Annotated in this window: 15 protein-coding genes; 8 read left to right on the plus strand and 7 right to left on the minus strand. The window is 71.9% G+C overall.

Annotated features, from left to right (window positions below; all coding sequences use genetic code 11):
* Positions 1-42: 42 nt before the first annotated feature.
* From AOK01_RS09530 to AOK01_RS09540, 3 genes are read left to right on the plus strand one after another with little or no spacing between them, the layout of a single operon-like run.
* Positions 43-1,224: an ATP-binding protein gene (locus tag AOK01_RS09530; protein WP_055510486.1), complete on the plus strand. Its 1,182-nt coding sequence runs from the start codon at positions 43-45 to the stop codon at positions 1,222-1,224.
* A gap of 5 nt (positions 1,225-1,229) precedes the next feature.
* Positions 1,230-4,883, plus strand: coding sequence for a vWA domain-containing protein (locus AOK01_RS09535; protein ID WP_055510489.1), 3,654 nt, complete (start codon positions 1,230-1,232; stop codon positions 4,881-4,883).
* Positions 4,880-6,649, plus strand: a complete 1,770-nt coding sequence (locus AOK01_RS09540; protein WP_055510491.1) for a hypothetical protein — start codon at positions 4,880-4,882, stop codon at positions 6,647-6,649. Before AOK01_RS09535 ends, AOK01_RS09540 begins: the two co-directional genes overlap by 4 nt.
* Positions 6,650-6,664: 15 nt before the next feature.
* Here the strand turns inward: AOK01_RS09540 and AOK01_RS09545 are convergent, their stop codons facing one another.
* Complete coding sequence (locus tag AOK01_RS09545; protein ID WP_055510493.1) at positions 6,665-7,894, minus strand: cysteine desulfurase-like protein; 1,230 nt, start codon at positions 7,892-7,894, stop codon at positions 6,665-6,667.
* 240 nt (positions 7,895-8,134) lie between these two features.
* Between AOK01_RS09545 and AOK01_RS09550 the strand changes: the two genes are divergently transcribed.
* The 4 genes from AOK01_RS09550 (at position 8,135) to secD (ending at position 11,998) form a co-directional block, all read left to right on the plus strand.
* Entirely contained in the window at positions 8,135-8,632 is a 498-nt protein-coding gene (locus AOK01_RS09550) for a DUF2975 domain-containing protein (RefSeq protein WP_055510495.1), read from the plus strand.
* A complete protein-coding gene (locus tag AOK01_RS09555; protein WP_055510497.1) occupies positions 8,632-8,871 on the plus strand; it encodes a helix-turn-helix domain-containing protein in 240 nt (79 codons plus the stop codon). The genes AOK01_RS09550 and AOK01_RS09555 overlap by 1 nt, the downstream gene beginning before the upstream one ends.
* A 229-nt stretch (positions 8,872-9,100) precedes the next feature.
* Entirely contained in the window at positions 9,101-9,556 is a 456-nt protein-coding gene (locus tag AOK01_RS09560) for a hypothetical protein (RefSeq protein WP_055510498.1), read from the plus strand.
* 63 nt (positions 9,557-9,619) lie between these two features.
* Positions 9,620-11,998, plus strand: a complete 2,379-nt coding sequence (gene secD / locus AOK01_RS09565; RefSeq protein ID WP_055510501.1) for a protein translocase subunit SecD — start codon at positions 9,620-9,622, stop codon at positions 11,996-11,998.
* Between the two features lie 141 nt (positions 11,999-12,139).
* On the opposite strand, the gene AOK01_RS09570 is transcribed toward secD, so the two are convergent.
* The 6 genes from AOK01_RS09570 to AOK01_RS09595 all read right to left on the minus strand — a co-directional run bounded on the left by AOK01_RS09570 (position 12,140) and on the right by AOK01_RS09595 (position 18,979).
* Positions 12,140-14,539, minus strand: coding sequence for an ATP-binding cassette domain-containing protein (locus AOK01_RS09570; protein ID WP_055510502.1), 2,400 nt, complete (start codon positions 14,537-14,539; stop codon positions 12,140-12,142).
* 179 nt (positions 14,540-14,718) lie between these two features.
* Positions 14,719-15,267 carry a TetR/AcrR family transcriptional regulator gene (locus AOK01_RS09575; protein WP_055510503.1) on the minus strand — a complete coding sequence of 183 codons (549 nt, stop codon included), beginning with the start codon at positions 15,265-15,267 and terminating at the stop codon, positions 14,719-14,721.
* Between the two features lie 11 nt (positions 15,268-15,278).
* Positions 15,279-15,860 carry a sugar O-acetyltransferase gene (locus AOK01_RS09580; protein ID WP_055510514.1) on the minus strand — a complete coding sequence of 194 codons (582 nt, stop codon included), beginning with the start codon at positions 15,858-15,860 and terminating at the stop codon, positions 15,279-15,281.
* A 91-nt stretch (positions 15,861-15,951) separates the two neighbouring features.
* Positions 15,952-17,232, minus strand: a complete 1,281-nt coding sequence (locus AOK01_RS09585; RefSeq protein ID WP_055510504.1) for an MFS transporter — start codon at positions 17,230-17,232, stop codon at positions 15,952-15,954.
* Positions 17,233-17,393: 161 nt separating this feature from the next.
* Complete coding sequence (locus AOK01_RS09590; RefSeq protein ID WP_055510505.1) at positions 17,394-17,978, minus strand: TerD family protein; 585 nt, start codon at positions 17,976-17,978, stop codon at positions 17,394-17,396.
* A gap of 155 nt (positions 17,979-18,133) precedes the next feature.
* Positions 18,134-18,979 carry a GntR family transcriptional regulator gene (locus AOK01_RS09595; protein ID WP_055510506.1) on the minus strand — a complete coding sequence of 282 codons (846 nt, stop codon included), beginning with the start codon at positions 18,977-18,979 and terminating at the stop codon, positions 18,134-18,136.
* Between the two features lie 260 nt (positions 18,980-19,239).
* Between AOK01_RS09595 and AOK01_RS09600 the strand changes: the two genes are divergently transcribed.
* Positions 19,240-20,508, plus strand: coding sequence for an extracellular solute-binding protein (locus AOK01_RS09600; RefSeq protein WP_055510507.1), 1,269 nt, complete (start codon positions 19,240-19,242; stop codon positions 20,506-20,508).
* The last annotated feature ends 69 nt before the right edge of the window (positions 20,509-20,577 follow it).

Here is a 20,577-nt window from a genome sequence, read left to right on the forward strand (position 1 = left end):
GACGTTGCTGACGACCTACCGAACCGACCGGACGGACCACCGATGACCACCACCCTGGCCCCCGCCCCCGGCTCTGCCGTGGGCCGCCAGATCACCCCGCCCGAGGACCGGCACGCCGCCGAGCTGGCCTTCCTCGCCGCGTACGACGACGGGCCGCGCCCGCCTGCGTGGCGGCTCACGCCCCGCGCCGTCGTCACGTTCGTCATGGGCAGTGACGGCCGGGCCCTGCGACTGCCCGACGACGCCCAGGCGCCCGAGGGCGTGCCACGGCGCCTTGTCGTCGAGGGCAAGTTCGTCGGCGACCGCGCCCTGGTCGAGCGGTGTGTCGTGACCCTCGCCGGTGAGCGGGGGCTGCTGCTCGTCGGTGAGCCCGGTACCGCCAAGTCCATGCTGTCCGAGCTGCTGTCCGCCGCCGTCTGCGGCACCAGCGGCCTGGTCGTCCAGGGCACCGCGGGCACGACGGAGGACCAGCTGAAGTACGGCTGGAACTACGCGCTGCTGCTGGCCCAGGGTCCCAGCCGGCAGGCCCTGGTGCCCTCGCCCGTCCTGACCGCCATGACCCGGGGAGCCGTCGCCCGGGTGGAGGAGGTCACCCGCTGTCTGCCCGAAGTGCAGGACGCGCTGGTGTCGTTGCTCTCCGAGCGGCGCATCGCCGTACCCGAACTGGCGGGCACCGACGACGCCTTGGCGCACGCGGCGCCCGGCTTCTGCCTCGTCGCGACCGCCAACCTGCGCGACAAGGGGGTCTCCGAGATGTCGGCCGCGCTCAAGCGGCGCTTCAACTTCGAGACCGTCGGGCCGATCGCGGACCTCGACGCCGAGATCGCGCTCGTACGCAGCCAGGCACGCGCCTCGGTCGAGCGGGCCGGGGCGTCCTTCCGGGTCGACGACGCCGTACTGGAAGCCCTCGTCACGGCCTTCCGGGACCTGCGGGAAGGCCGGTCCGCGGAGGGCTGGGAGATCGAGCGGCCCTCCACCGTGCTGAGCACCGCGGAAGCCGTGTCCGTGGCGGGTGCGCTGGGGCTCGCCGCCGCCTACTTCCCCGGCGACCGCGATGTCCTCGGCCTGTTGCCGGGCCATCTCCTCGGCGTGGTCCGCAAGGACGACCCCGCCGACGCGGCCCGGCTCCGCGGCTACTGGGACGGCCCCGTCAGGCGCCGCGCCGAACAGGGCTCCGCCACCTGGCGCACCCTGTGGGACCTGCGCACCGTCCTGGAGGACTGACCACCGTGCCCCTCTCCCCCGACGAAGCCGTCGCGGCCCTCACCGACCCGGCGGCGCCCTACCTCATCGGCGTACGGCACCACGCGCCCTCCCTGGCCGCGGCCGTGCCCGCGCTGCTGGCCGCGGCCGAGCCGGACGTGCTGCTCGTCGAACTCCCCGACGAGATGCAGGAATGGCTGCCCTGGCTCAGCCATGAGGAGACCCGGGCACCGGTCGCCCTCGCCGCCGCTCCCCGTGACGGGGGCGGCGCGCGGGGCCCGGCCTTCTACCCGTTCGCCGACTTCTCGCCCGAGCTCGCCGCCCTGCGCTGGGCCGCGCGGCACGACGTGCCGGTCATCGCGTGCGACCTGCCGCTCGCCGACCGGGCCTCGGCTCCACAACCACCCGGCAGTCCCGCACCTGCGCCCGCCCCCGCATCTTTGGCCGCACCGGCCGCACCGGCCACGGCCGGCCTCGCCGGCGCCCTGCGGGCCCGGCTCACGGGCCGTACCGGTGACGACTTCTGGGACCGCCTCGTCGAGGCCACCGCCCCGGGCTCGCCTCCCGAAGCGCTGCGGCGCGCCGCCCTCCTGACGGGCTGGGCGCTGCGCGAGGACGCGGCAGCCTCGGGAGGCGTGTCCGCGCTGGACCTGCGGCGCGAGGAGTGGATGCGGGCCCGGCTGGCCGCCGCCACCGCGAACGGCGAACGTGCCGCCGTGGTCGTCGGCGCCTTCCACGCCCCGGCGTTGACGTCACCGGCGTTGACGTCGACGGTGGGGTCGGACCCCGACCCGGGTGCGGAAGCCCGGTCGCCCGCACCCGGACCCGGCGGCACGGACAACCGCCCCCACGTCCCGGCATGGACGACGTCGCTCATCCCCTACACCTACGCGCTTCTCGACGAGCGGTCCGGCTATCCGGCGGGCATCCGGGACCCCGAGTGGCAGCACCTGGTCCTGCGCGCGGCGGGCGACCCGGCCGCGCTGGAGGAGGCCCTGACCCGCGCCGCCGTACGGATCTGTGCCGAACTGCGCGCCCTCGGCCACCCGTCGGGGCCCGCCGACGCCCGGGAGATCAGCCGCCTCGCGGGAGACCTCTCCCGGTTGCGCGCGCTCCCCGCGGCCGGCCGGGGCGAGCTGGTGGAAGCGGTGCAGACCGTCCTCACACAGGGTGAGCCGTACGGGCGTGGGCGGGCCGTCGCACGGGCGATGGAGCGGGTGCTCGTGGGAACGCGCGGTGGCCGCCCGGCACCCGGGGCGCCCCGCAGCGGACTCGCTCCGGCGGTGGAGGCCGAGCTGGCGTCGCTGCGGCTGCCCGGCCCCGACAGCCATGGCGCCGACGCCTCACGGGATCTGCGACTCGACCCGCTGCGCTCCGACCTGGACCGCCGCCGTGAGCTGCTGCTACGCCGACTGACCGTGTGCGGTGTGCCGTACGGGGAGCCCACGGAGGTCGTCGGTGCCGGCGGCACGGAGGCTCTGACCTCCCGCTGGGAGGTGCGCTGGACCCCCGCCACGGCGGCCATGCTGACCGCGGCCGGTGTCCGCGGAGTCACCCCCGCGCAGGCCGCCGAAGGTCTGCTGCGTGAACGCCTGCGGGCGGAGCGGGACGAGGGCGGGCCCACGGCCGCGCAGACCCTGCACGGCCTTCGACAGGCGGCCGAGTGCGGTCTGCCCGGCCTCACGGACGAACGCCTCGCCGACGTCCGCGACGTACTGCCGCACTCCGCCACGCTGCCGGAACTCCTCGCCGGTCTGGCCCTGTCGGACCGGCTGCGGGCCGGTCATGTCGCGGGGCTGGGTGTCGACAAGGAACGTGCCGCCCTGGTGGCCACGGTGACCGACCTGTTGACCGCCGCGGCGGTGCGGCAGGTGGACGGTCTCACGGGCTCCGAGGACCCGGCCGACGCGCACGCGCTGCTCGAACTCGCCCACCGGGCGGACCTCTTGGGCGGCATACGGCTCACCGACGCGCTCGCCCGGCTGGCCGCGGACGGCTCCCCACTGATGCGGGGCGCCGCCGGAGCCGTACGCGTTCTCCTGGGACACGAGGACCCGCGTGCTCTGGGGGATCGCATCGCCTCGTGGGTCGACGCGGCCGGTACCCCGCAGGCCCGGTCCGAGCTCACCGGTCGCCTCATCGGAGTACTGACCGCCGCGGGTCCGCTCCTGGAGGCGGCGGCTCCCGCCCTGGAGCCGCTGCTCAACCGGGTGGCCGAGATGCCCGACCGGCAGCTGCTCGACCGGCTCCCCGCGCTCCGGGGAGGCTTCGACGCCCTCAGTCCCGCGGCACGCGACCGGCTCCTCGACATCGTCGAGGAGCGCCTGGCCACCACCCGTCCGGCCACCACGCGTCTGAGCGACACCGGCGGCGTCGACCCCGCCGCACTCGCCACCTGGACCAGCGCGGACCTCGCGGCGCGCGCCGCCCTGCGCGCACTCGGGCTGCTGCCTCCGCCTCCGGGACCTGAAGTATCCGAAGCACTTGATGCACCTGGCGCACTTGACGCACCTGAGGGACCTGAGGGACCTGTCGGCGTTGCCCAGGGCTTCCCCGAGGAGCATGTCCTCGCGCCCGCCGATCGCTGGCGGCTCGTGCTCGGCCGCCGTACGGATCAACTGCCGCGCTCGGCCTCGGCGTTGGCGACCGCGCTGGACGAGCTGTACGGCAGTGGACGCGGCGAGGGCAGCAGGGGCGATCTGACGGGGCCGGGCCCGCGCGGCGCCGGCGGTGGCCGCGAAGCCCCGTATCCGGGAGTGCGCGAGTGGTCCGAGGAACTGGCCGCCCTGTTCGGACCGGGCATCCGGGAAGAGGTGCTGGCGGCTGCCGCCGCGTCGGGCCGCAAGGACGTGCTCGTCGAACTCGATCCGGACAGCGCCCGGCCCTCCGTCGACCTGTTGCGCACCGTGCTCAGGCACGCCGGAGGGCTGCCCGAGACACGGCTGGCCGCCCTGCGCCCGCTGGTCCGTCGCCTGGTCGAGGCGCTGACCCGGGAACTGGCCACGCGGCTGCGCCCCGCACTGCACGGCACGACCCTGCCGCGCCCCAGCCGGCGGCCGGGTGGCGGCCTCGACCTGGCGCGCACGCTGCGCGCCAACCTCGCGACCGCGCGCCGCGGCCCGGACGGCACCGTGCAGGTCATTCCGGAGCACCCCGTCTTCCGTTCGCGCGCCAAACGTGCCGCGGACTGGCGGCTGATCCTGGTCACCGACGTGTCGGGGTCCATGGAGGCCTCCACCGTCTGGGCCGCCCTGACGGCTTCGGTCCTGGCCGGAGTACCGACCCTGTCCACGCACTTCCTGGCCTTCTCGACCGAGGTCATCGACCTCACGGGACATGTCGACGACCCGCTGTCGCTGCTGCTTGAGGTCAGTGTTGGCGGCGGCACCCACATCGCCGCGGGACTGCGCCACGCCCGTGAACTCGTCACCGTGCCGTCCCGCACGCTCGTCGTGGTCGTCAGCGACTTCGAGGAGGGCTACCCCCTCGGTGGTCTGCTCGCCGAGGTCCGCGGCCTCGTCGGGGCGGGCTGCCACGTACTCGGCTGCGCGAGTCTGGACGACACCGGTCGCCCCCGGTACTCGACCGGCGTCGCCGGACAACTCGTCGCCGCGGGCATGCCCGTCGCCGCCCTCAGCCCACTCGAACTCGCCCGCTGGGTAGGGGAGAAGATCTCATGAGCCTCGACCTGCCTCCGGTCGCGCCGTCCGTGACCGCCGAACTCGTTCAGGGGCTCACTCCCCGGCTCCGTAAACGGCTGGACGCCGGAATCGCCAAGCTCGCGGGGCGCCCGTCCGTGCGCGACGGCGACACGGTACGCATCGCCGTCGACGACGACACGCACCTCGAACTGCACGCCCCCGGTGGCATCGTGACCGGCGTGGACGCGATCCGTTGCGGCTGCCTGCTGGCACCGGACTGCCTGCACCGCGCGGCCGCGGCCTCCGCCGCCCCGATCGCCGACCCCGACTCCACCTCTGACCCCGGCTCCGGGTCGATACCGGACGCAGCGGACGCGCCGCTCTCCGTCGACCCGGCGAGCACCCGGCCCGCGGCGGAGCCCGAGGCCGCCACCCCCGAACAGTGCGCCGCCGCGCAGGCCATGTACGGCGCCGCGGCCGCCGTACTCGAAGCCGGTACGGACGGGGCCGGCGCCGTGCTGCAGGCGGAGTTGCTGCGCGCCGCTCACACCGCGCGGATCAGCGGTCTGCCCAGGGTCGCCGCCTCGGCGGTCTCCGTGGTCACCCAGCTGCGCGCCGCCCGCGGTGTCGATCCGGCGTACCGTCTCACCGATCTCGCAGCCGCTCTGCGCGAGGTCCTCGGGACGGCGCATCGCCTGCCACGCTCCACCGGCCCCGAACTGGCCGCCCTGCGCGGGACTTCACGGCAGCCGTACGTTCCGGACGGGTCCCTGCGGCTGTACGGGCTCTTCTCCGAACCCGTCCTCACGGCGACCGGGTACGCGGGAGCGGTCACCTGGACCGTCGACGCGCAGGGCCGCCTCCACACGCTCTCGGACGTCGCGCCGGGAGGTTCCGGGCGGGCCGTGGGTGCGGCCGATCGGGCCGTACGGATCGGGGACACGGCTCTCACCCACCGCGAGCTGTCGCGGGCCGGGCTGGCCGTGTCCGGCGCGACCGTCTCCCCGACGGGCCGGCTGGGTGCGGGCGCGGGCGTGCGGGCCGTTCGCGCGTCGGGCGCCACATGGCACGAGGCACCGCTCGACCGCCTGTGGACGCCGCCTGTCGCCGAACAGGTGTCACGTGCCCTGACCGGCGGGGACGGTCTGCTGTTCCTCGATGTGACACTCACCGGCACGGTCCGCGAGGCGGCGGGCGACTGCCTGCTCGCCGACTGCGAGGGCCTGGCTCTCCGTCTCGCCGCCGCCCACGACCACCCCGCGCTTCCGTACCGCGACAACCTCCGTCTCCTCGCGGCCACCCCGGGCACCCGGCTGCGAGTCGTCGCCCGCCTCGAACCGTCCGCCGTACCCCGGGCGCTGCTTCTCGCCACGGACCACCCGCGTGATCCCGGGGCCCATCTCGACCTGGGCCTCGACCGTCTCCAGCACGCGGATCTGCCCGCCCCGGCCATGCCGCCCGCCGGGCCCCCGGCCGTCCTGGACGAGGCGCCGCTGCATCTGCTGCGCCGCCGCGTCCACCAGGCGGCCTCGGCGGGGCGCCGCGTCCTCGCCTTCCCGGGGGACAGCGCCGCCGACGGCCGGCGCCTGAGCCGTTACGGGCTCGCCTGCGCCGGAGACCTCCTCGACGAACTCCATGCGGCTGCCGCGGACCGGTCCCGCGACGTCTTCGGCCGTCTCGTCCCCGCCGACGTCAACCGCTTCGCCCGCGCCTGGCTCGCGGCGGCCCACTACACGGAGGAGGTCGACCGGGCGCTGTGCGCGGCGGCGTGGGGCGCGGACCCGGCACCGCCGCCCTCCCTCTGAGGGCCGGTAGGACTCTCAGAGCGCCAGAAATTCGGCCAGGCCGGCCAGGAACCGGTCGATGTCCTCCGTGTGGTTGTAGGGGGCAAGGCCGATCCGGAGGCCGCCGGTGTCGCCGAGTCCGAGCCGACGGGAGGCCTCGATCGCGTAGAAGGAACCCGACGGCGCGTGCACGCCGCGCTCCGCGAGGAAGCGGTACGCCTCCACCGTCGAGCGGCCCTCGCCCTCGAACGTGAGCAGCAGGGTGGGCGTGCGGTCGGCCGCCCTGGAGTGGACCTCGACTCCCCGGAGTGCGGACAGACCTTTGTCGAGCTGTGTGCGCAGCGTCCGTTCGTGCGCTTCGAGTGCCGTGAACGCCGAGGCGAGGCGCTGCCGTCGGGTACCCGCGGCAGCCGCGTCGAGGCCGGGGAGGTCGGCAAGCCCGGCGAGGAAGTCGACCGCCGCTTCGGTGCCCGCGAGGAACTCGTAGGGCAGGGTGCCCAGTTCGAAGCGTTCCGGAACCGCGTCGGTGGAGGGCAGGAGCTTGTCCGGCTCCAGTGTTTCCAGCAACTCCGGCCGGGCGGCGAGGACTCCGTGGTGCGGGCCGAAGAACTTGTACGGCGAGCAGACGACGAAGTCCGCGCCCAGCTCCTCCAGATCGACCAGCGTGTGGGCGGCGTAGTGGACGCCGTCGACGTACGTGAGTGCTCCGGCGTCGTGCGCCAGGCGGGAGATCTCAGCGATCGGGGGGCGCGTCCCGATCAGGTTGGAGGCGGCGGTGACGGCCACCAGCCGGGTGCGCGGGGACAGTACGGCGCCGATGTCGGCCGCGGTCAGTTCCCCGGTGCCGGGATCGAAGTCGGCCCATCGCACGGTGGCCCCGGCCCGCGCGGCGGCCTGGACCCAGGGCCGGATGTTGGCGTCGTGGTCGAGGCGGGTGACGACCACCTCATCACCGGGCGACCAGCTTTGGGAGAGGGTACGGGCGAAGTCGTAGGTGAGCTGGGTGGCGCTGCGGCCGAAGACGATCCCTGTCGGCTGCGCTCCCAGAAGGTCGGCCAGGGCCTGACGTGCCTTGGTGACGATGGCCTCGGCGTTCCGCTCCCCCGGTGCCATCTGCCCCCGGACGGACAGCGGCTGCGCCATCGCGTCGGCGATCGCCCGGATGACGGGCGCCGGGGTCTGGGTGCCGCCGGGTCCGTCGAAGTGGGCGGTTCCGGCACTCAGCGCCGGGAACTGAGAGCGGAGGGCGGTGATGTCGTACGTCACGAAAGCTCCTGTCGGTGCCGTGCCGGGGCGGGCGTGCTGAATCGCCGTGGTGGGGCGGGTCGCGGGAGTGGGGTGATCCGGCACCGATCAACTTATGCAGCCGACGTGACGGGAGCCAGTGGCCGTCAGGAGAGGTGGCGGTCGTCTCGGATGCCGGTAAGTCGTCACGGTCTCGCGACGGACGTCACAGACCAGAAAGAATCGATTGATTTTCGATCGATACCGATCGATAGTCGATCCATGCATCGTCTCTTCATAGCCGCGCTCCGAGCCGGCATCGCCTTCGCAATCGCGGTCGGGCTGTTCGGCCAGATCGTGGTCATCCCGACGACGGCGGCCGACGAGGTCGACCGTTTCCCTCCCTACGCCCCGTTCGCCACGCCCTATGTGACGGTGGCGATCATCGGCGTCGCCTGCGTCCAGGTCGCCCTCGTCGCCGTGTGGATGCTGCTCACCATGGTGCGGCGTGACGCGATCTTCACGCCGCTGGCCTTCCGGTGGGTCGACACCGTCATCGGGTCCTCGCTCGTGGCGACGCTGCTGGTGACCGGGGTCGCCGGACATCTCGCCCTGGCCGACATCCCCTCTCCGGACGACGGCATGGAGCTCATCGGCGCCTTGGGTGCCGCGATCGCGACCGTCGGCGTGGGGGTGGCGTTCGCGATGCTCACCGTCATCATGCGAAGCCTCCTGCGCAAGGCGACGGATCTGCAGACCGAGATCGCCGCGGTCGTCTGATGGCGATCATCGTCGACCTCGATGTCCAGCTCGCCCGACACAGCCTGTCGGTGGGCGAGTTCGCCGCCGCCGTCGGCATCACGCCCGCCAACATCGCCGTACTGAAGAACGGCCGCGCGAAGGCGGTACGGTTCACGACCCTCGACGCGATCTGCCGCACACTCGACTGTCAGCCGGGCGACGTCCTGCGCTGGGTACCGGACAGCGGCGAGGACGACGAGGACGACGACCGGGCCTGACCTGGGCCCATCCGTTCCGGTCGGCGCGAACCTTCGCCGTCCCTCGTACGTTCCTCCGTTGGTACGTTGTCCTCAAGGGGCGCCACCACGACTACGACCACGACCGATCCAGCAACCACGGGCGGGGAGGGGGCATCACATGCGCCGCGTGCATCGCGTGCATCGCGTGACACAGCGGCGACCCCGTGCAGCCGCCCCCGTCAGCCGGAACCGAGCCCCTGTCACCGGCATGCTGCTGGCGACACTGTTCGCACTCCTCGGCGTACTCGGCCTTCAGGGCGTCCCCGCCACGGCCTCCACCGGCGCGGCCTCCATCAGCGCGCTGACGCCGATCACGGCCTCCGTACACCACAGCCCGGCACCGGCCGAGGATGGCCAGGGTCCTTCGGCCACCGACCGTTCGGCCACCGGCCCTTCAGCCACGCGTGCCGCCACCACTGCCGACCCCGTCAGCAACGTCGGCGACACGTGCGTCGGGACCTGCGGCCAGCCGCCCCGAGTGGGCCGGGCCACGCCGGGCGAGTGGCACGCCCCGTCCCCCGGCGGGGTGTCCGTTCCGCCCAGCCTCGTGGTGCCGCTGCCCGAGGCCGGGCCGTCGCCGTCGGCCTCACCCGGCGCCTTCGCACCTCCACAGCGTTCCGCACGGCACAGCGGGCGGAGCCCGCCGTCTTCAACCGGTATCTGACGTCACCCAGTCGATCCCTGCCGCGTCCTTCTCCCGGCCGCGGTATGCCTGTTGGAGGCACTCTTGACGCGCGCCATCCGCGTGCGGGCGTTCTTCGCCCTGACCGTTCTCGCCCTGTCGCTCTACATCACCCTGACCGTGCCGGTCCGCCTCGGACTCGACCTGCGCGGCGGAACCCAGATCGTCCTGGAAACCCGCGACTCCCCCACCGCCGAGGCCGACTCCACGGCCACCGACCGTACGGTGGAGGTACTGCGCCGCCGCATCGACGCGCTCGGCGTCTCCGAGCCCACCATCGCCCGTTCCGGGAACAACCGGATCATCGTCGAGCTGCCCGGTGTCCAGGACCCGCGCGAAGCCGCCGACGTCCTCGGCCGTACCGCCCAGCTCGCCTTCCACCCCGTTCTCGGCACAGCGGACTCCCCGACGGATACCACAGCCGACTCCGGTGAAGCCGCGCCCGAGACGCAGACCGAACGGCCGTCCGAACAGCCGTCCACGCGGCCGTCCGAACTCGTGCTCCCCGACGAATCCGGCGACGCCGGTGAATCCGTGCGCCTGGGCCCGTCGGCCCTCACCGGCGCGGACGTCGACAGCGCCGAGGCGCGCATCGACCAGCAGAGCGGCATCGGCTGGTACGTCGGCGTCGACTTCAAGGGGGCGGGCAGCGACGCCTGGGCCGAGCTGACCGGCGCGGCGGCATGTCACCCGGCAGGTGATCCGGCCCGCCGCGTCGCCATCGTGCTGGACGGCAAGGTCATCTCGTCCCCCCAGGTCACCCCCACCGTCGCCTGCCGAACGGGCATCGCCGGAGGATCCACCCAGATCACCGGCTCCTTCAGCCGGGACGAAGCCCGCGAACTGGGCCTGCTCATCAACGGCGGAGCCCTGCCGGTGCCGGTCGAGACCGTGGAACAGCGCACCGTCGGCCCGACCCTGGGCGCCACGGCCATCGAGGCCAGCGCCCGCGCCGCCCTCATCGGCACCGCGCTGACCTCGCTGTTCATCATCGGCGTCTACCGGCTTCTCGGCGCCCTGGCGGCCCTGGCCCTGGCCTGTTACGGAGTCATCTCGTACGCCGCTCTGGCCGCGCTCGGCGCCACCCTCACCCTCCCGGGGCTCGCGGGGTTCGTCCTGGCCATCGGTATGGCCGTCGACGCCAACGTGCTCGTCTTCGAACGGGCCCGTGAGGAGTACGCCGCCCGCGACAAGGGCCTGCGCTCCGCCCTCACCGCGGGATTCCGCAACGCCTTCAGTGCCATCGCCGACTCCAACATCACCACCCTCATCGCCGCCGGCCTGCTCTTCTTCCTCGCCTCCGGGCCGGTCCGCGGCTTCGGCGTCACCCTGGGCATCGGCGTACTCGCCTCGATGGTCAGCGCCCTGGTCGTCACCCGCGTCCTCGCCGACCACGCGGTCGCCCGCCGGTCCGTACGACGGCGTCCCCGGCTCACCGGTATCGCGGACACCGGGAAGGTCCGCGACTGGCTCGGCCGCCGCGAGCCCGACCTGATGCGGCGTGGGCGCGCCTGGCTGGCCGCGTCCGCCGTCGCACTCGTCCTGGCCACCGCGGGCATCGCGGTCCGGGGGCTGGACTTCGGCGTCGAGTTCACCGGCGGACGGCTCATGGAGTACGCCACCTCCGCGCCGGTCGACGCCGACCGCGCCCGGGACGCGCTGGCCGACGCGGGTATGCCCCGCGTGGTCGTCCAGACTTCCGGCGACGGGGACCTCACCGTGCGCACCGAGCAACTGTCCAACGCCGAGGCGGCGAAGGTGGACAAGACGGTCGGGGATCTCGCCGACCAGGCCAATCGTGACGGTCAGGCCGGTCGGGCCGGTCATGCCGAGAAGATCCGTGACGAGCTCATCGGTCCCAGCATGGGTGACGAGCTGCGGCGCGGGGCTCTGATCGCCCTCGCATCGGCCCTGGCCGCGCAGTTGCTGTATCTCGCGGTTCGCTTCCGCTGGACCCTCGGAGTGTCCGCGGTCGCCGCGATGGCTCACGACACGCTGATCCTCATCGGTGTCTTCGCCTGGCTCGGCAAGCCGATCGACGGAGTCTTCCTCGCGGCGCTGCTGACCGTGATCGGATACTCCGTCAACGATTCCGTGGTCGTCTTCGACCGGATCAGGGAACTGTCGGCAGGCAACCGGAAGAAGACCCCCTTCGCGGCCCTCGCGAACACCGCGATCCTGCAAACCCTCCCCCGCACCGTCAACACCGGCATGGGAGCGGTGTTCATCCTCGCATCCCTCACCCTGCTGGGCGGCGACTCCCTGACCGACTTCGCCCTCGCCCTGCTCATCGGCATCGTCGTCGGCACGTATTCCTCGATGTTCACCGCCACACCCCTGGCCATCGAGCTCCACGCCCGCAGTGCACCACCGCCGAGCACCAAACGCCCATCAACAACCCCACGCGGCGCAGCAGTGGTCTAGGAACACGACCAGGCTTGCCGCTCGGCGCCGCGCGCGACCCGGCGGGCGTCACACCATGTCAGCCCGCCGGGTACGCCGAATCACCTTGCCCTGTCCGTCTGCCAGGGCAACACCTCGCCCGGTGCCGGTCGAGGGCCGCGGTCAGGCGCCGACGTAGGCCGCGAGGTGTTCGCCGGTGAGGGTGGAACGGCCGGCGACGAGATCGGCGGGCGTGCCTTCGAAGACGACGCGGCCGCCGTCGTGGCCCGCGCCGGGGCCGAGGTCGATGATCCAGTCTGCGTGCGCCATGACCGCCTGGTGGTGTTCGACGACGATGACCGACTTGCCGGCGTCGACGAGTCGGTCGAGCAGGCCGAGCAGTTGCTCGACATCGGCGAGGTGGAGACCGGTGGTCGGCTCGTCGAGTACGAAGACGGACCCGTCGCCGCCCTTGTCGGCCATGTGGGTGGCCAGCCTGAGCCGCTGCCGCTCGCCGCCGGACAGCGTGGTGAGCGGCTGGCCGAGGCTGAGGTAGCCGAGCCCGACGTCGGCGAGCCGCGCCAGGATGCGGTGCGCGGCCGGCGTGCTCGCCTCGCCCGCGCCGAAGAACTCCGCGGCCTCGGTCACCGGCATCGCGAGCACCTCGCTGATGTCCCGGCCGCCGAGGTGGTACTCCAGGACCGCCGCCTGGAACCGCTTGCCCTCGCACTCCTCGCAGGGGGCGGCGACGCCGGCCATCATCGCCAGGTCGGTGTAGATGACGCCCACGCCGTTGCAGGTCGGGCAGGCGCCCTCGGAGTTGGCGCTGAACAGCGCCGGCTTGACGCCGTTGGCCTTCCCGAACGCCTTGCGGATCGGGTCGAGCAGGCCGGTGTACGTCGCCGGGTTGCTCCGCCGCGATCCGCGGATCGCGCCCTGGTCGATCGACACCACACCCTGGTCGTCGTGGATCGAACCGTGCACGAGTGAGCTCTTTCCGGAACCCGCGACGCCGGTGACGACCGTGAGCACCCCGAGAGGGACGTCGACGTCGATACCCAGCAGGTTGTGCGCCGTCGCGCCGCGGATCTCCAGCGCGCCGGTGGGCGTGCGCACCGTCTTCTTGAGGGCGGCCCGGTCGTCGAGGTGGCGGCCGGTGACGGTGTCACTGGCCCGCAGCTCCTCGACGGTTCCCTCGAAGCAGACGGTGCCGCCCGCCGTACCGGCGCCGGGGCCGAGGTCCACGACGTGGTCGGCGATCGCGATCGTCTGGGGCTTGTGCTCGACGACGAGCACCGTGTTGCCCTTGTCGCGCAGCCGCAGCAGCAGGTCGTTCATCCGCTGGATGTCATGGGGATGCAGGCCGATGGTGGGCTCGTCGAAGACATAGGTGATGTCGGTGAGCGAGGAACCGAGGTGGCGGATCATCTTGACGCGCTGCGCCTCGCCGCCCGACAGCGTGCCCGCCGGCCGGTCGAGAGAGAGGTAGCCGAGACCGATCTCCACGAACGAGTCGAGGGTCTGTTGCAGCGCGGCGAGCAGCGGAGCCACCGACGCCTCGTCGAGGCGGCGGACCCATTCGGTCAGGTCGCGGATCTCCATCGCGCAGGCGTCGGCGATGCTGATCTTGTCGATCTTGGACGACCGGGCGCCTTCGCTGAGCCGGGTGCCGTCGCACTCGGGGCAGGTGGCGAAGGTGACCGCCCGCTCCACGAACGCCCGGATGTGCGGCTGCATCGACTCCTTGTCCTTGGACAGGAACGTCTTCTGGATCTTGGGGATCAGCCCTTCGTAGGTGAGGTTGACGCCGTTGACCTTGACCTTGACCGGCTCCCCGTAGAGGAAGTCCTGCAGCTCCTTCTTGGTGTACGCGCGGATGGGTTTGTCCGGGTCGACGAAGCCGGACTGGGCGTAGACCTGCACGGTCCACTGGCTGTCCGACTTCCAGCCGGGGATGGTGAACGCGCCCTCGGCGAGGGACTTGGAGTCGTCGTAGAGCTGGCTGAGGTCGATGTCGGAGACGGCGCCCCGGCCCTCGCAGCGCGTGCACATGCCGCCGGTGCGCTGGAAGGTCGCCTTCACCGCCTTCTTGGTGCCGCGCTCGACGGTGATCGCACCGCTGGCCCGGACCGAGGCGGTGTTGAAGGAGTACGCGCCGGGCGGACCGATGTGCGGCTCGCCGAGCCGGCTGAAGAGAATGCGCAGCATCGCGTTGGCGTCGGTGGCGGTACCGACGGTGGAGCGGGGGTCGGCACCCATCCGCTGCTGGTCGACGGTGATCACGGTGGTCAGTCCGTCGAGGACGTCGACCTCGGGTCGCGCCTGCGTCGGCATGAATCCCTGGACGAAGGCGCTGTAGGTCTCGTTGATCATCCGCTGCGACTCCGCGGCGATCGTGTTGAACACCAGTGAGCTCTTGCCCGAACCGGACACACCCGTGAACACCGTCAGGCGGCGCTTCGGGATGTCGACGCTGACGTCCCTGAGGTTGTTCTCGCGCGCGCCGTGCACGCGGATCAGGTCGTGGCTGTCGGCGGCGTGCGGCGCGGACGACTGCGCATCCGTCTTCGGAGCCATGCTCATCGTTTCTCCATACTGTTGCGCGGGGCCATCACGCTAGCCGCGGCGCGGGCGTCGGCGCTTCTCGATTACTGACCGATCCCGCCACCGGTTCCGAGCCGGTGCCCACCACCGGTTCCGAGCCGGTGGGCGGCATGCCCGCCGCCTCACGTACCGCTCCTGCCTCGCACAGCGAGCGGGTTCTACGTGCCTGTCGTGGTGATGCGCGTGATCGCCTCAAGGGTCAGGGCCCGGTCGTGTGGCTCGTTGTCCAGGGCGCGGTGCAGGGTCAGACCCTCGATGAGGGCGTCGAGTTGACGGGCCGTGTCCGGGTCGAAGTGCTTCTCCAGGTGGACGCGGCTGCGGCCCATCCACTCATGGGTGAGTTCCCTGTAGACCGGCCGGCGAGCGGCGAGGACGTACAGCTCCTGGGTGAGTACGAGGTCACGCTGGCTCCCCTCCGAGAGGGCGTGGACGAGATCCGTCACCGCCTCGCGGGCCTGGTCGCGGTCGGCCGGAGCGGCGAGGTGGGAGTCGAAGACGGCGACGATGTGGTCGGCGAAGCGGGTGAACGCCTCCCTGAGCAGCTGGTCCATGCCGCTGAAGTGGTACGTCATCGATCCCAGCGGAACACCGGCGCGCGCGGCGATCTTCCGGTGGGACACGTGGGCGATGCCCTCTTCGGCGATGAGATCGAGGGTCGCGGCGATGATGCGTTCGCGGCGCTGCGGGTCGGTGTGTCCGGTGGCCATGGCGGGAGCCCTCAGAGGGTGCGGACCGGGCGGGCGGGGTTGCCGACGGCGACGACGTCGGCGGGCACGTCCTTCGTCACCACCGCGCCCGCGCCGATGACGGAGTTGTCGCCGATGCTCACACCGGGCAGGACGGTGGCGCCCCCGCCGAGCCACACGTTGTTCCCGATGGTGATCGGCCGGGCGGCTTCCAGTTTGTCGCGCCTCGGCCCCGGCTCCAAGGGGTGGGTGGGGGTGAGCAGTTGAACGTTCGGCCCGATCTGGCAGTCCTCGCCGATGGTGATCGCGGCGACGTCCAGCGCGGTCAGGTTGTAGTTGACGAAGGTGCGCGCGCCGATCGTGATGTTGCTGCCGTAGTCGACGTACAGCGGCGGCCGCACATGTACCTCCTCGCCCAGGGAACCGAGCAGTTCGGCGAGGATCGGCCGGGCGGCATCGGGGTCCTCGACGTAGGCGGCCTGGTAGCGGGCGGCCAGGCGCACGGCGCGCTGGTACCGGCGGATGATCTCCGGGTCGTCGGCGATGTAGAGGTCGCCCGCCGCCATGCGTTCGAGGTTCGTGCGGGAATCCTGCGCGAAGTGGTCCGTCGACATGCGTACGATCGTACACTTCACGTCGGTCCGCGGCCCGTGAACCGGAGATGTCCCCGGGGACGTCTCCGGGGAGGTCTCCGGGGAGGTCCGCCTACCGCCGCCTGGACTGCAGCACTCCGGCGGACAGCAGCACCAGCAGTCCGGCGAGGGGCACCACCAGCAGGCCCGCCCGCAGGCTCGCCGAGTCCGCGACAAGGCCGACGACCGGCGGGGAGAGCAGGAAGCCCAGGCGCATGAGCCAGGAGACGATGGCAAGACCCGAACCGGGCTTGAGGCCGGGCAGTTCGTCGGCTTCGTGCATCGCCGCGGGCACCAGCGTCGCCACGCCGAACCCGGCCGCGGCGAAGCCGAGAATCGTGCCGGGCACCGTGGGCACGGCCAGCGCCAGGCCCATGCCGACCACCACGATGAGCCCCCCGGTACGGGCCACGGTGCGCTGGCCGAACCGGTCGACGAGCCGGTCACCGATGCTGCGGCCGATGAACTGGGCCCCGACCAGGGCGATGTAGCCGGAGGCCGCCAGCGTCACCGACGCGGACAGCGAGTCGGAGAGGTAGAGGGCGGCCCAGGAACTGCCCGCGTCCTCGACGAGGGTGCCGGCCGTGGCGATGAGCACGAGCGCGGCCAGGACGTACGCGGTACGTCGGGCTGCCGCCGGACGCTTCGCCTGCCGTGCTCCACGGCCGTCGCCGTCCGACGCCACCGCCGCGTCCGTCCCCGACGCCCCATCCGTCCCCGACACCGGCTCGACCCCCGACGCCGACTCGGTCTCCGACGTCGGCTCGACGTCGGGGCCGGGCAGGCAGAAGCGCAGGGCGACGCACGCCGCGACCGCGAACACCACCGCCGAGATCGCCAGGTGCTGCCCGCGCGGCAGGTCGAGCGCTATCGCCGCGGCGGCCATGGAGCCGCCTGCGACGGCGCCGATGGACCAGATCGCGTGGAAGGAGTTGATGATGGAGCGTCCGTAGCGGCGCTGCACCCGCAGTCCGTGGGCGTTCTGCGCGACATCGGTGACCGCGTCCATCGCTCCGGCCAGGAACAACGCCGCCGCGAACAGCACCACCGAGTCGGCCAGGCCCGCGACGAGGATTCCGGCGCCGGTCAGCAGGGTGCCGGCCACCGCCGCCCGCGCCGAGCCCAGCCGGCGAATGGCCACCCCCGCCGCGAGGCCGGCCGCGATGGCGCCCGCCGGGAACGCCGCCACGGCCAGGCCGTAGGCGGCGTTGCCGATCCCGAGATCCGCCTTGATCTGCGGATACCTCGGCAGAAGGTTGGCGAACAGGGCGCCGTTGGTGAAGAACAGCACGGCAACGGCAACGCGCGCCTGCCGCTCGGCGGACGCGGGTCGGCGCAGTACGTCAACAGTCATGCGAGTGACCCTACAGCGAGAGCGTACGAACGTACACTCTCGGCCGTCGCACCCGGCAAAAGGGGAGGTGGGGCGGTGCCGACACGTGTCGGCACCGCCCCACCTCGGCCCTGCGTGAACCGCTTGGCGGGACCTGCTCGGCGGGACCCGCCCGGCGTGACCTACTTGCTGGCGGCGAAGCGCATCAGGGCCTGCTCGTCACCCTGCTTGATCTTCCCGGTCTCGTTGATCACCTGGAGCTTCCAGACCCCGCCGACCCGGATCGCCTTGGCCACGGCGCAGCCGTTGTCGTTGCTGAGCAGGCTCGGCCAGATGTCCGCGACCTGCTGCACGCTGCCCCCGCTCGCGTCGTACACCTTGAAGCTGATGTTCCGCGCCTTCTGGAAAGAGCTGGCCTTCTTGTACGCGGCGGCGACGAAGACGACCGAGGTGATGTTCTGCGGGACGCGGGCGAACTCGACGGTCACCGTCTCGTCGTCACCGGCGCCCTTGCCGGTCTGGTTGTCGCCGGTGTGCACCAACGAGCCGTTGCCCAGCGGGTCCAGTGAGTCGAGACCGGCCAGCCGCACCGGGTCCGATCCCTGCATCGCGATGGCGATCAGGTCGAGGTCCGTGCCCTTCGTCTGGCGCAGCTTGCCGATCAGACCGCCGCTGCTGCCGACGGTCGGGTCCCAGGACACCCCGATCGACAGATGAGTCACTCCGTCCAGGTCCGCCGGGCCGTCTTCCTTCGTAAGCGTGATCATGCCTGTCCCTCTTGATCGTGAGAATGCCTGTACGCAGTCTGCCTCCCCTTTGCCACGCCGCGTAGTCCGGGACCCCTACGAATCACCAGATCCACGCCCGTCTCGGGCGACAGGCACCCCGAGACGCCCCGAGACGCGGAACAGGCGCACTCGCCTCACGATGCCGACTGGATGTCCCCCCGGGTGGAGGCCGCGATGGTCTCGCGGTGGGCGAAGTCACCCGGGGGGATGCCGGGATGGTGGCCGAGCCGAGCCGGTGGCACCGCGGCCGACGGGTCCAGGGTGAGCCGGGAGACGATGCGGTAGCGGTCGCCGCGGTAGACCGAGTGGACGTATTCGACGGGCCGGCCCGTGGTGTCCGAGGTGAGCCGTTCGAAGAGCAGCGCCGGGGACAGTTCGGGAACGTCGAGCAGTTCGGCCTCGGCCCGGGTGACGACGGTCGGCTCGATCGCCTGTACCGCCTCCTGGACATGCACGCCGTGCTGTTCGCGCAGGTGCTCGTACAGGTCGCCGGCTTCCAGTTCCCGGGCGGACAGGGCGGGGACCAGGTCGGCCCTGATGTGCAGGTGCTCGATGGCCATCGGGGCGCCGTCGACCAGGCGCAGCCGTGCCACGTACACGATCTCGGCGGCGGGTGACATACGCAGTTTGCGGCCCACGCGCGCGCCGGCCGGGAAGGTGGTGAACTCCAGCAGTCGGCTGGACCAGGCCCCGGAGGCCGGCGGTGCCGTCATGGTCTGCCGGCCGTGACCGGAGACGAGTTCCTGGGTGATCTTCTCGGGGGCCACGAACATGCCGCGGCCGTGTTCCCGTACCAGCAGTCCTGCGGCGACGAGTTCGTCGACCGCCGCGCGCAGGGTCGGGCGGGACACCCCCAGACGGGTGCACAGGGCGCGTTCGGAGGGGATCGCGTCACCGGGGCTGCGCGACTCGACGAGGTCGAGGACGAAGTCGCGGACCCGCTCCCGCTTGAGCACCGCACCCGGCGCGTCTTCCTTCATGGCGTGCCCCCCATACGCGAAATCCCCTTTACCAGTTGACCAGTTGCCGAACGCAGCTGCTCCCCTGGTCGGACGAAGTGTAACCGCTTCCCCACGGTGATCGCCGGAGCATCGACCGGCGCATACGTCAAATTCCCTTGCTGCCAAGGGGGTTGACGCCACCGATTGGTCTATGCCAGTTTCATCCCCGCATCAAGAGGTGAGCTGTCCAGTGGACTTCACTGGTCAGGTGGTTGGCTCCTGTCCTCCAGAGGTGAACCGTGAAGCTCCGCTTGTTCGCCGGTGTGTCCGTGCTTGTGGTGACCGCCGGACTGAGTGCCTGCAGCAGTTCCTCCGACGACTCCGGCGGCGGCTCCGGCGGGAGCACCACCATCGACGTCTGGCTGATGCGCGACAGCGTCTCGGACCGGTTCCAGAAGGACTTCGTCAAGGGCTTCGAGACCGCTCATCCCGACATCCAGGTCAAGGTGCAGATCCAGGAGTGGGACGGCATCGGCGAGAAGGTCACCGCGGCCCTCGCAGGCCGGGACGCACCGGACGTCATCGAGACCGGCAACACCCAGGTCGCCCAGTTCGCGCAGAGCGGAGGACTGCTCGACCTCAGCGACAAGGTCGGCGAGCTCGGGGGCGAGGACTGGCTCAAGGGCCTCGCCGAGCCCGGCGCCTACGAGGGCAAGCAGTACGGCATCCCGTACTACGCCGCCAACCGTGTCGTCGTCTACCGCACCGACCTCTTCAAGGAGGCGGGCGTCGACACAGCCGCCATCAAGACGCGCGACCAGTGGATCGCCGCCACCAAGAAGCTCAACACCGGTGACACGCAGGGCATCTATCTGCCCGGTCAGATGTGGTACACCCTCGCGGGCTTCGTCTGGGACGAGGGTGGCGAGCTCGCCACCGAGTCGGGCGGCAAGTGGCAGGGCAACCTCGACACTCCCGAGGCGGTCCGCGGCATGGAGTTCTACGAGAAGCTCCAGGCACTCGGCAAGGGCCCCAAGGACTCCGACGAGGACAGCCCTCCGCAGGCGGACGTCATGGCCAAGGGGAAGGTCGCCCAGGTCATCTCGACTCCCGGCGGCGCCAACGTCGTCATCGAGAACAACCCCGAACTGAAGGGCAAGCTCGGCTTCTTCCCGATCCCGGGGAAGACCGCCGGGACACCGGGTGCCGTCTTCACCGGCGGCTCCGACCTCGTCATCCCGACGGCCTCCGCCAAGCAGGACGCGGCCTACACGTTCATCAAGGAACTCACCGGCGATGCCTGGCAGAAGAAGCTCGCCGTCGCCATGAGCTACGTCCCGAACAAGACCACCCTGTCCGACGCGGTCGCCTCCGACCCGGGCGCCTCGGCCATGGCGGTCGGCGCCGCGGAAGGCCATGCCACGCCCAACACACCGGGCTGGGCCGCCGTCGAGGCCAAGAACCCGATCAAGGACTACATGACGGCCGTTCTCACCGGAGGCGACGCCAAGAAGGAAGCCGCCACCGCGTCCGACGCCATCACCACGGCGATGAACTCCGGCTCCTGACCGCCAACGCACCGGAGGAAGAGTGCCGTGTCGGCCGTCCGAGAACAGACCGCGCCCCACCCCCCACCG

Origin of the sequence: Streptomyces aurantiacus, from assembly GCF_001418335.1 — a bacterium.
Taxonomy (GTDB): domain Bacteria; phylum Actinomycetota; class Actinomycetes; order Streptomycetales; family Streptomycetaceae; genus Streptomyces; species Streptomyces aurantiacus.

Excerpts from the sequence above, each read along its gene's own strand:
- AOK01_RS09575 (WP_055510503.1), bottom strand. The coding sequence starts at position 15,267 with ATGGCCACCGGACACACCGACCCGCAGCGCCGCGAACGCATCATCGCC.
- AOK01_RS09585 (WP_055510504.1), bottom strand. The coding sequence starts at position 17,232 with ATGACTGTTGACGTACTGCGCCGACCCGCGTCCGCCGAGCGGCAGGCG.
- AOK01_RS09550 (WP_055510495.1), top strand. The coding sequence starts at position 8,135 with ATGCATCGTCTCTTCATAGCCGCGCTCCGAGCCGGCATCGCCTTCGCA.
- AOK01_RS09580 (WP_055510514.1), bottom strand. The coding sequence starts at position 15,860 with ATGTCGACGGACCACTTCGCGCAGGATTCCCGCACGAACCTCGAACGC.
- AOK01_RS09595 (WP_055510506.1), bottom strand. The coding sequence starts at position 18,979 with ATGAAGGAAGACGCGCCGGGTGCGGTGCTCAAGCGGGAGCGGGTCCGC.
- AOK01_RS09560 (WP_055510498.1), top strand. The coding sequence starts at position 9,101 with ATGCTGCTGGCGACACTGTTCGCACTCCTCGGCGTACTCGGCCTTCAG.
- AOK01_RS09555 (WP_055510497.1), top strand. The coding sequence starts at position 8,632 with ATGGCGATCATCGTCGACCTCGATGTCCAGCTCGCCCGACACAGCCTG.
- AOK01_RS09590 (WP_055510505.1), bottom strand. The coding sequence starts at position 17,978 with ATGATCACGCTTACGAAGGAAGACGGCCCGGCGGACCTGGACGGAGTG.
- AOK01_RS09530 (WP_055510486.1), top strand. The coding sequence starts at position 43 with ATGACCACCACCCTGGCCCCCGCCCCCGGCTCTGCCGTGGGCCGCCAG.
- AOK01_RS09570 (WP_055510502.1), bottom strand. The coding sequence starts at position 14,539 with ATGAGCATGGCTCCGAAGACGGATGCGCAGTCGTCCGCGCCGCACGCC.
- AOK01_RS09540 (WP_055510491.1), top strand. The coding sequence starts at position 4,880 with ATGAGCCTCGACCTGCCTCCGGTCGCGCCGTCCGTGACCGCCGAACTC.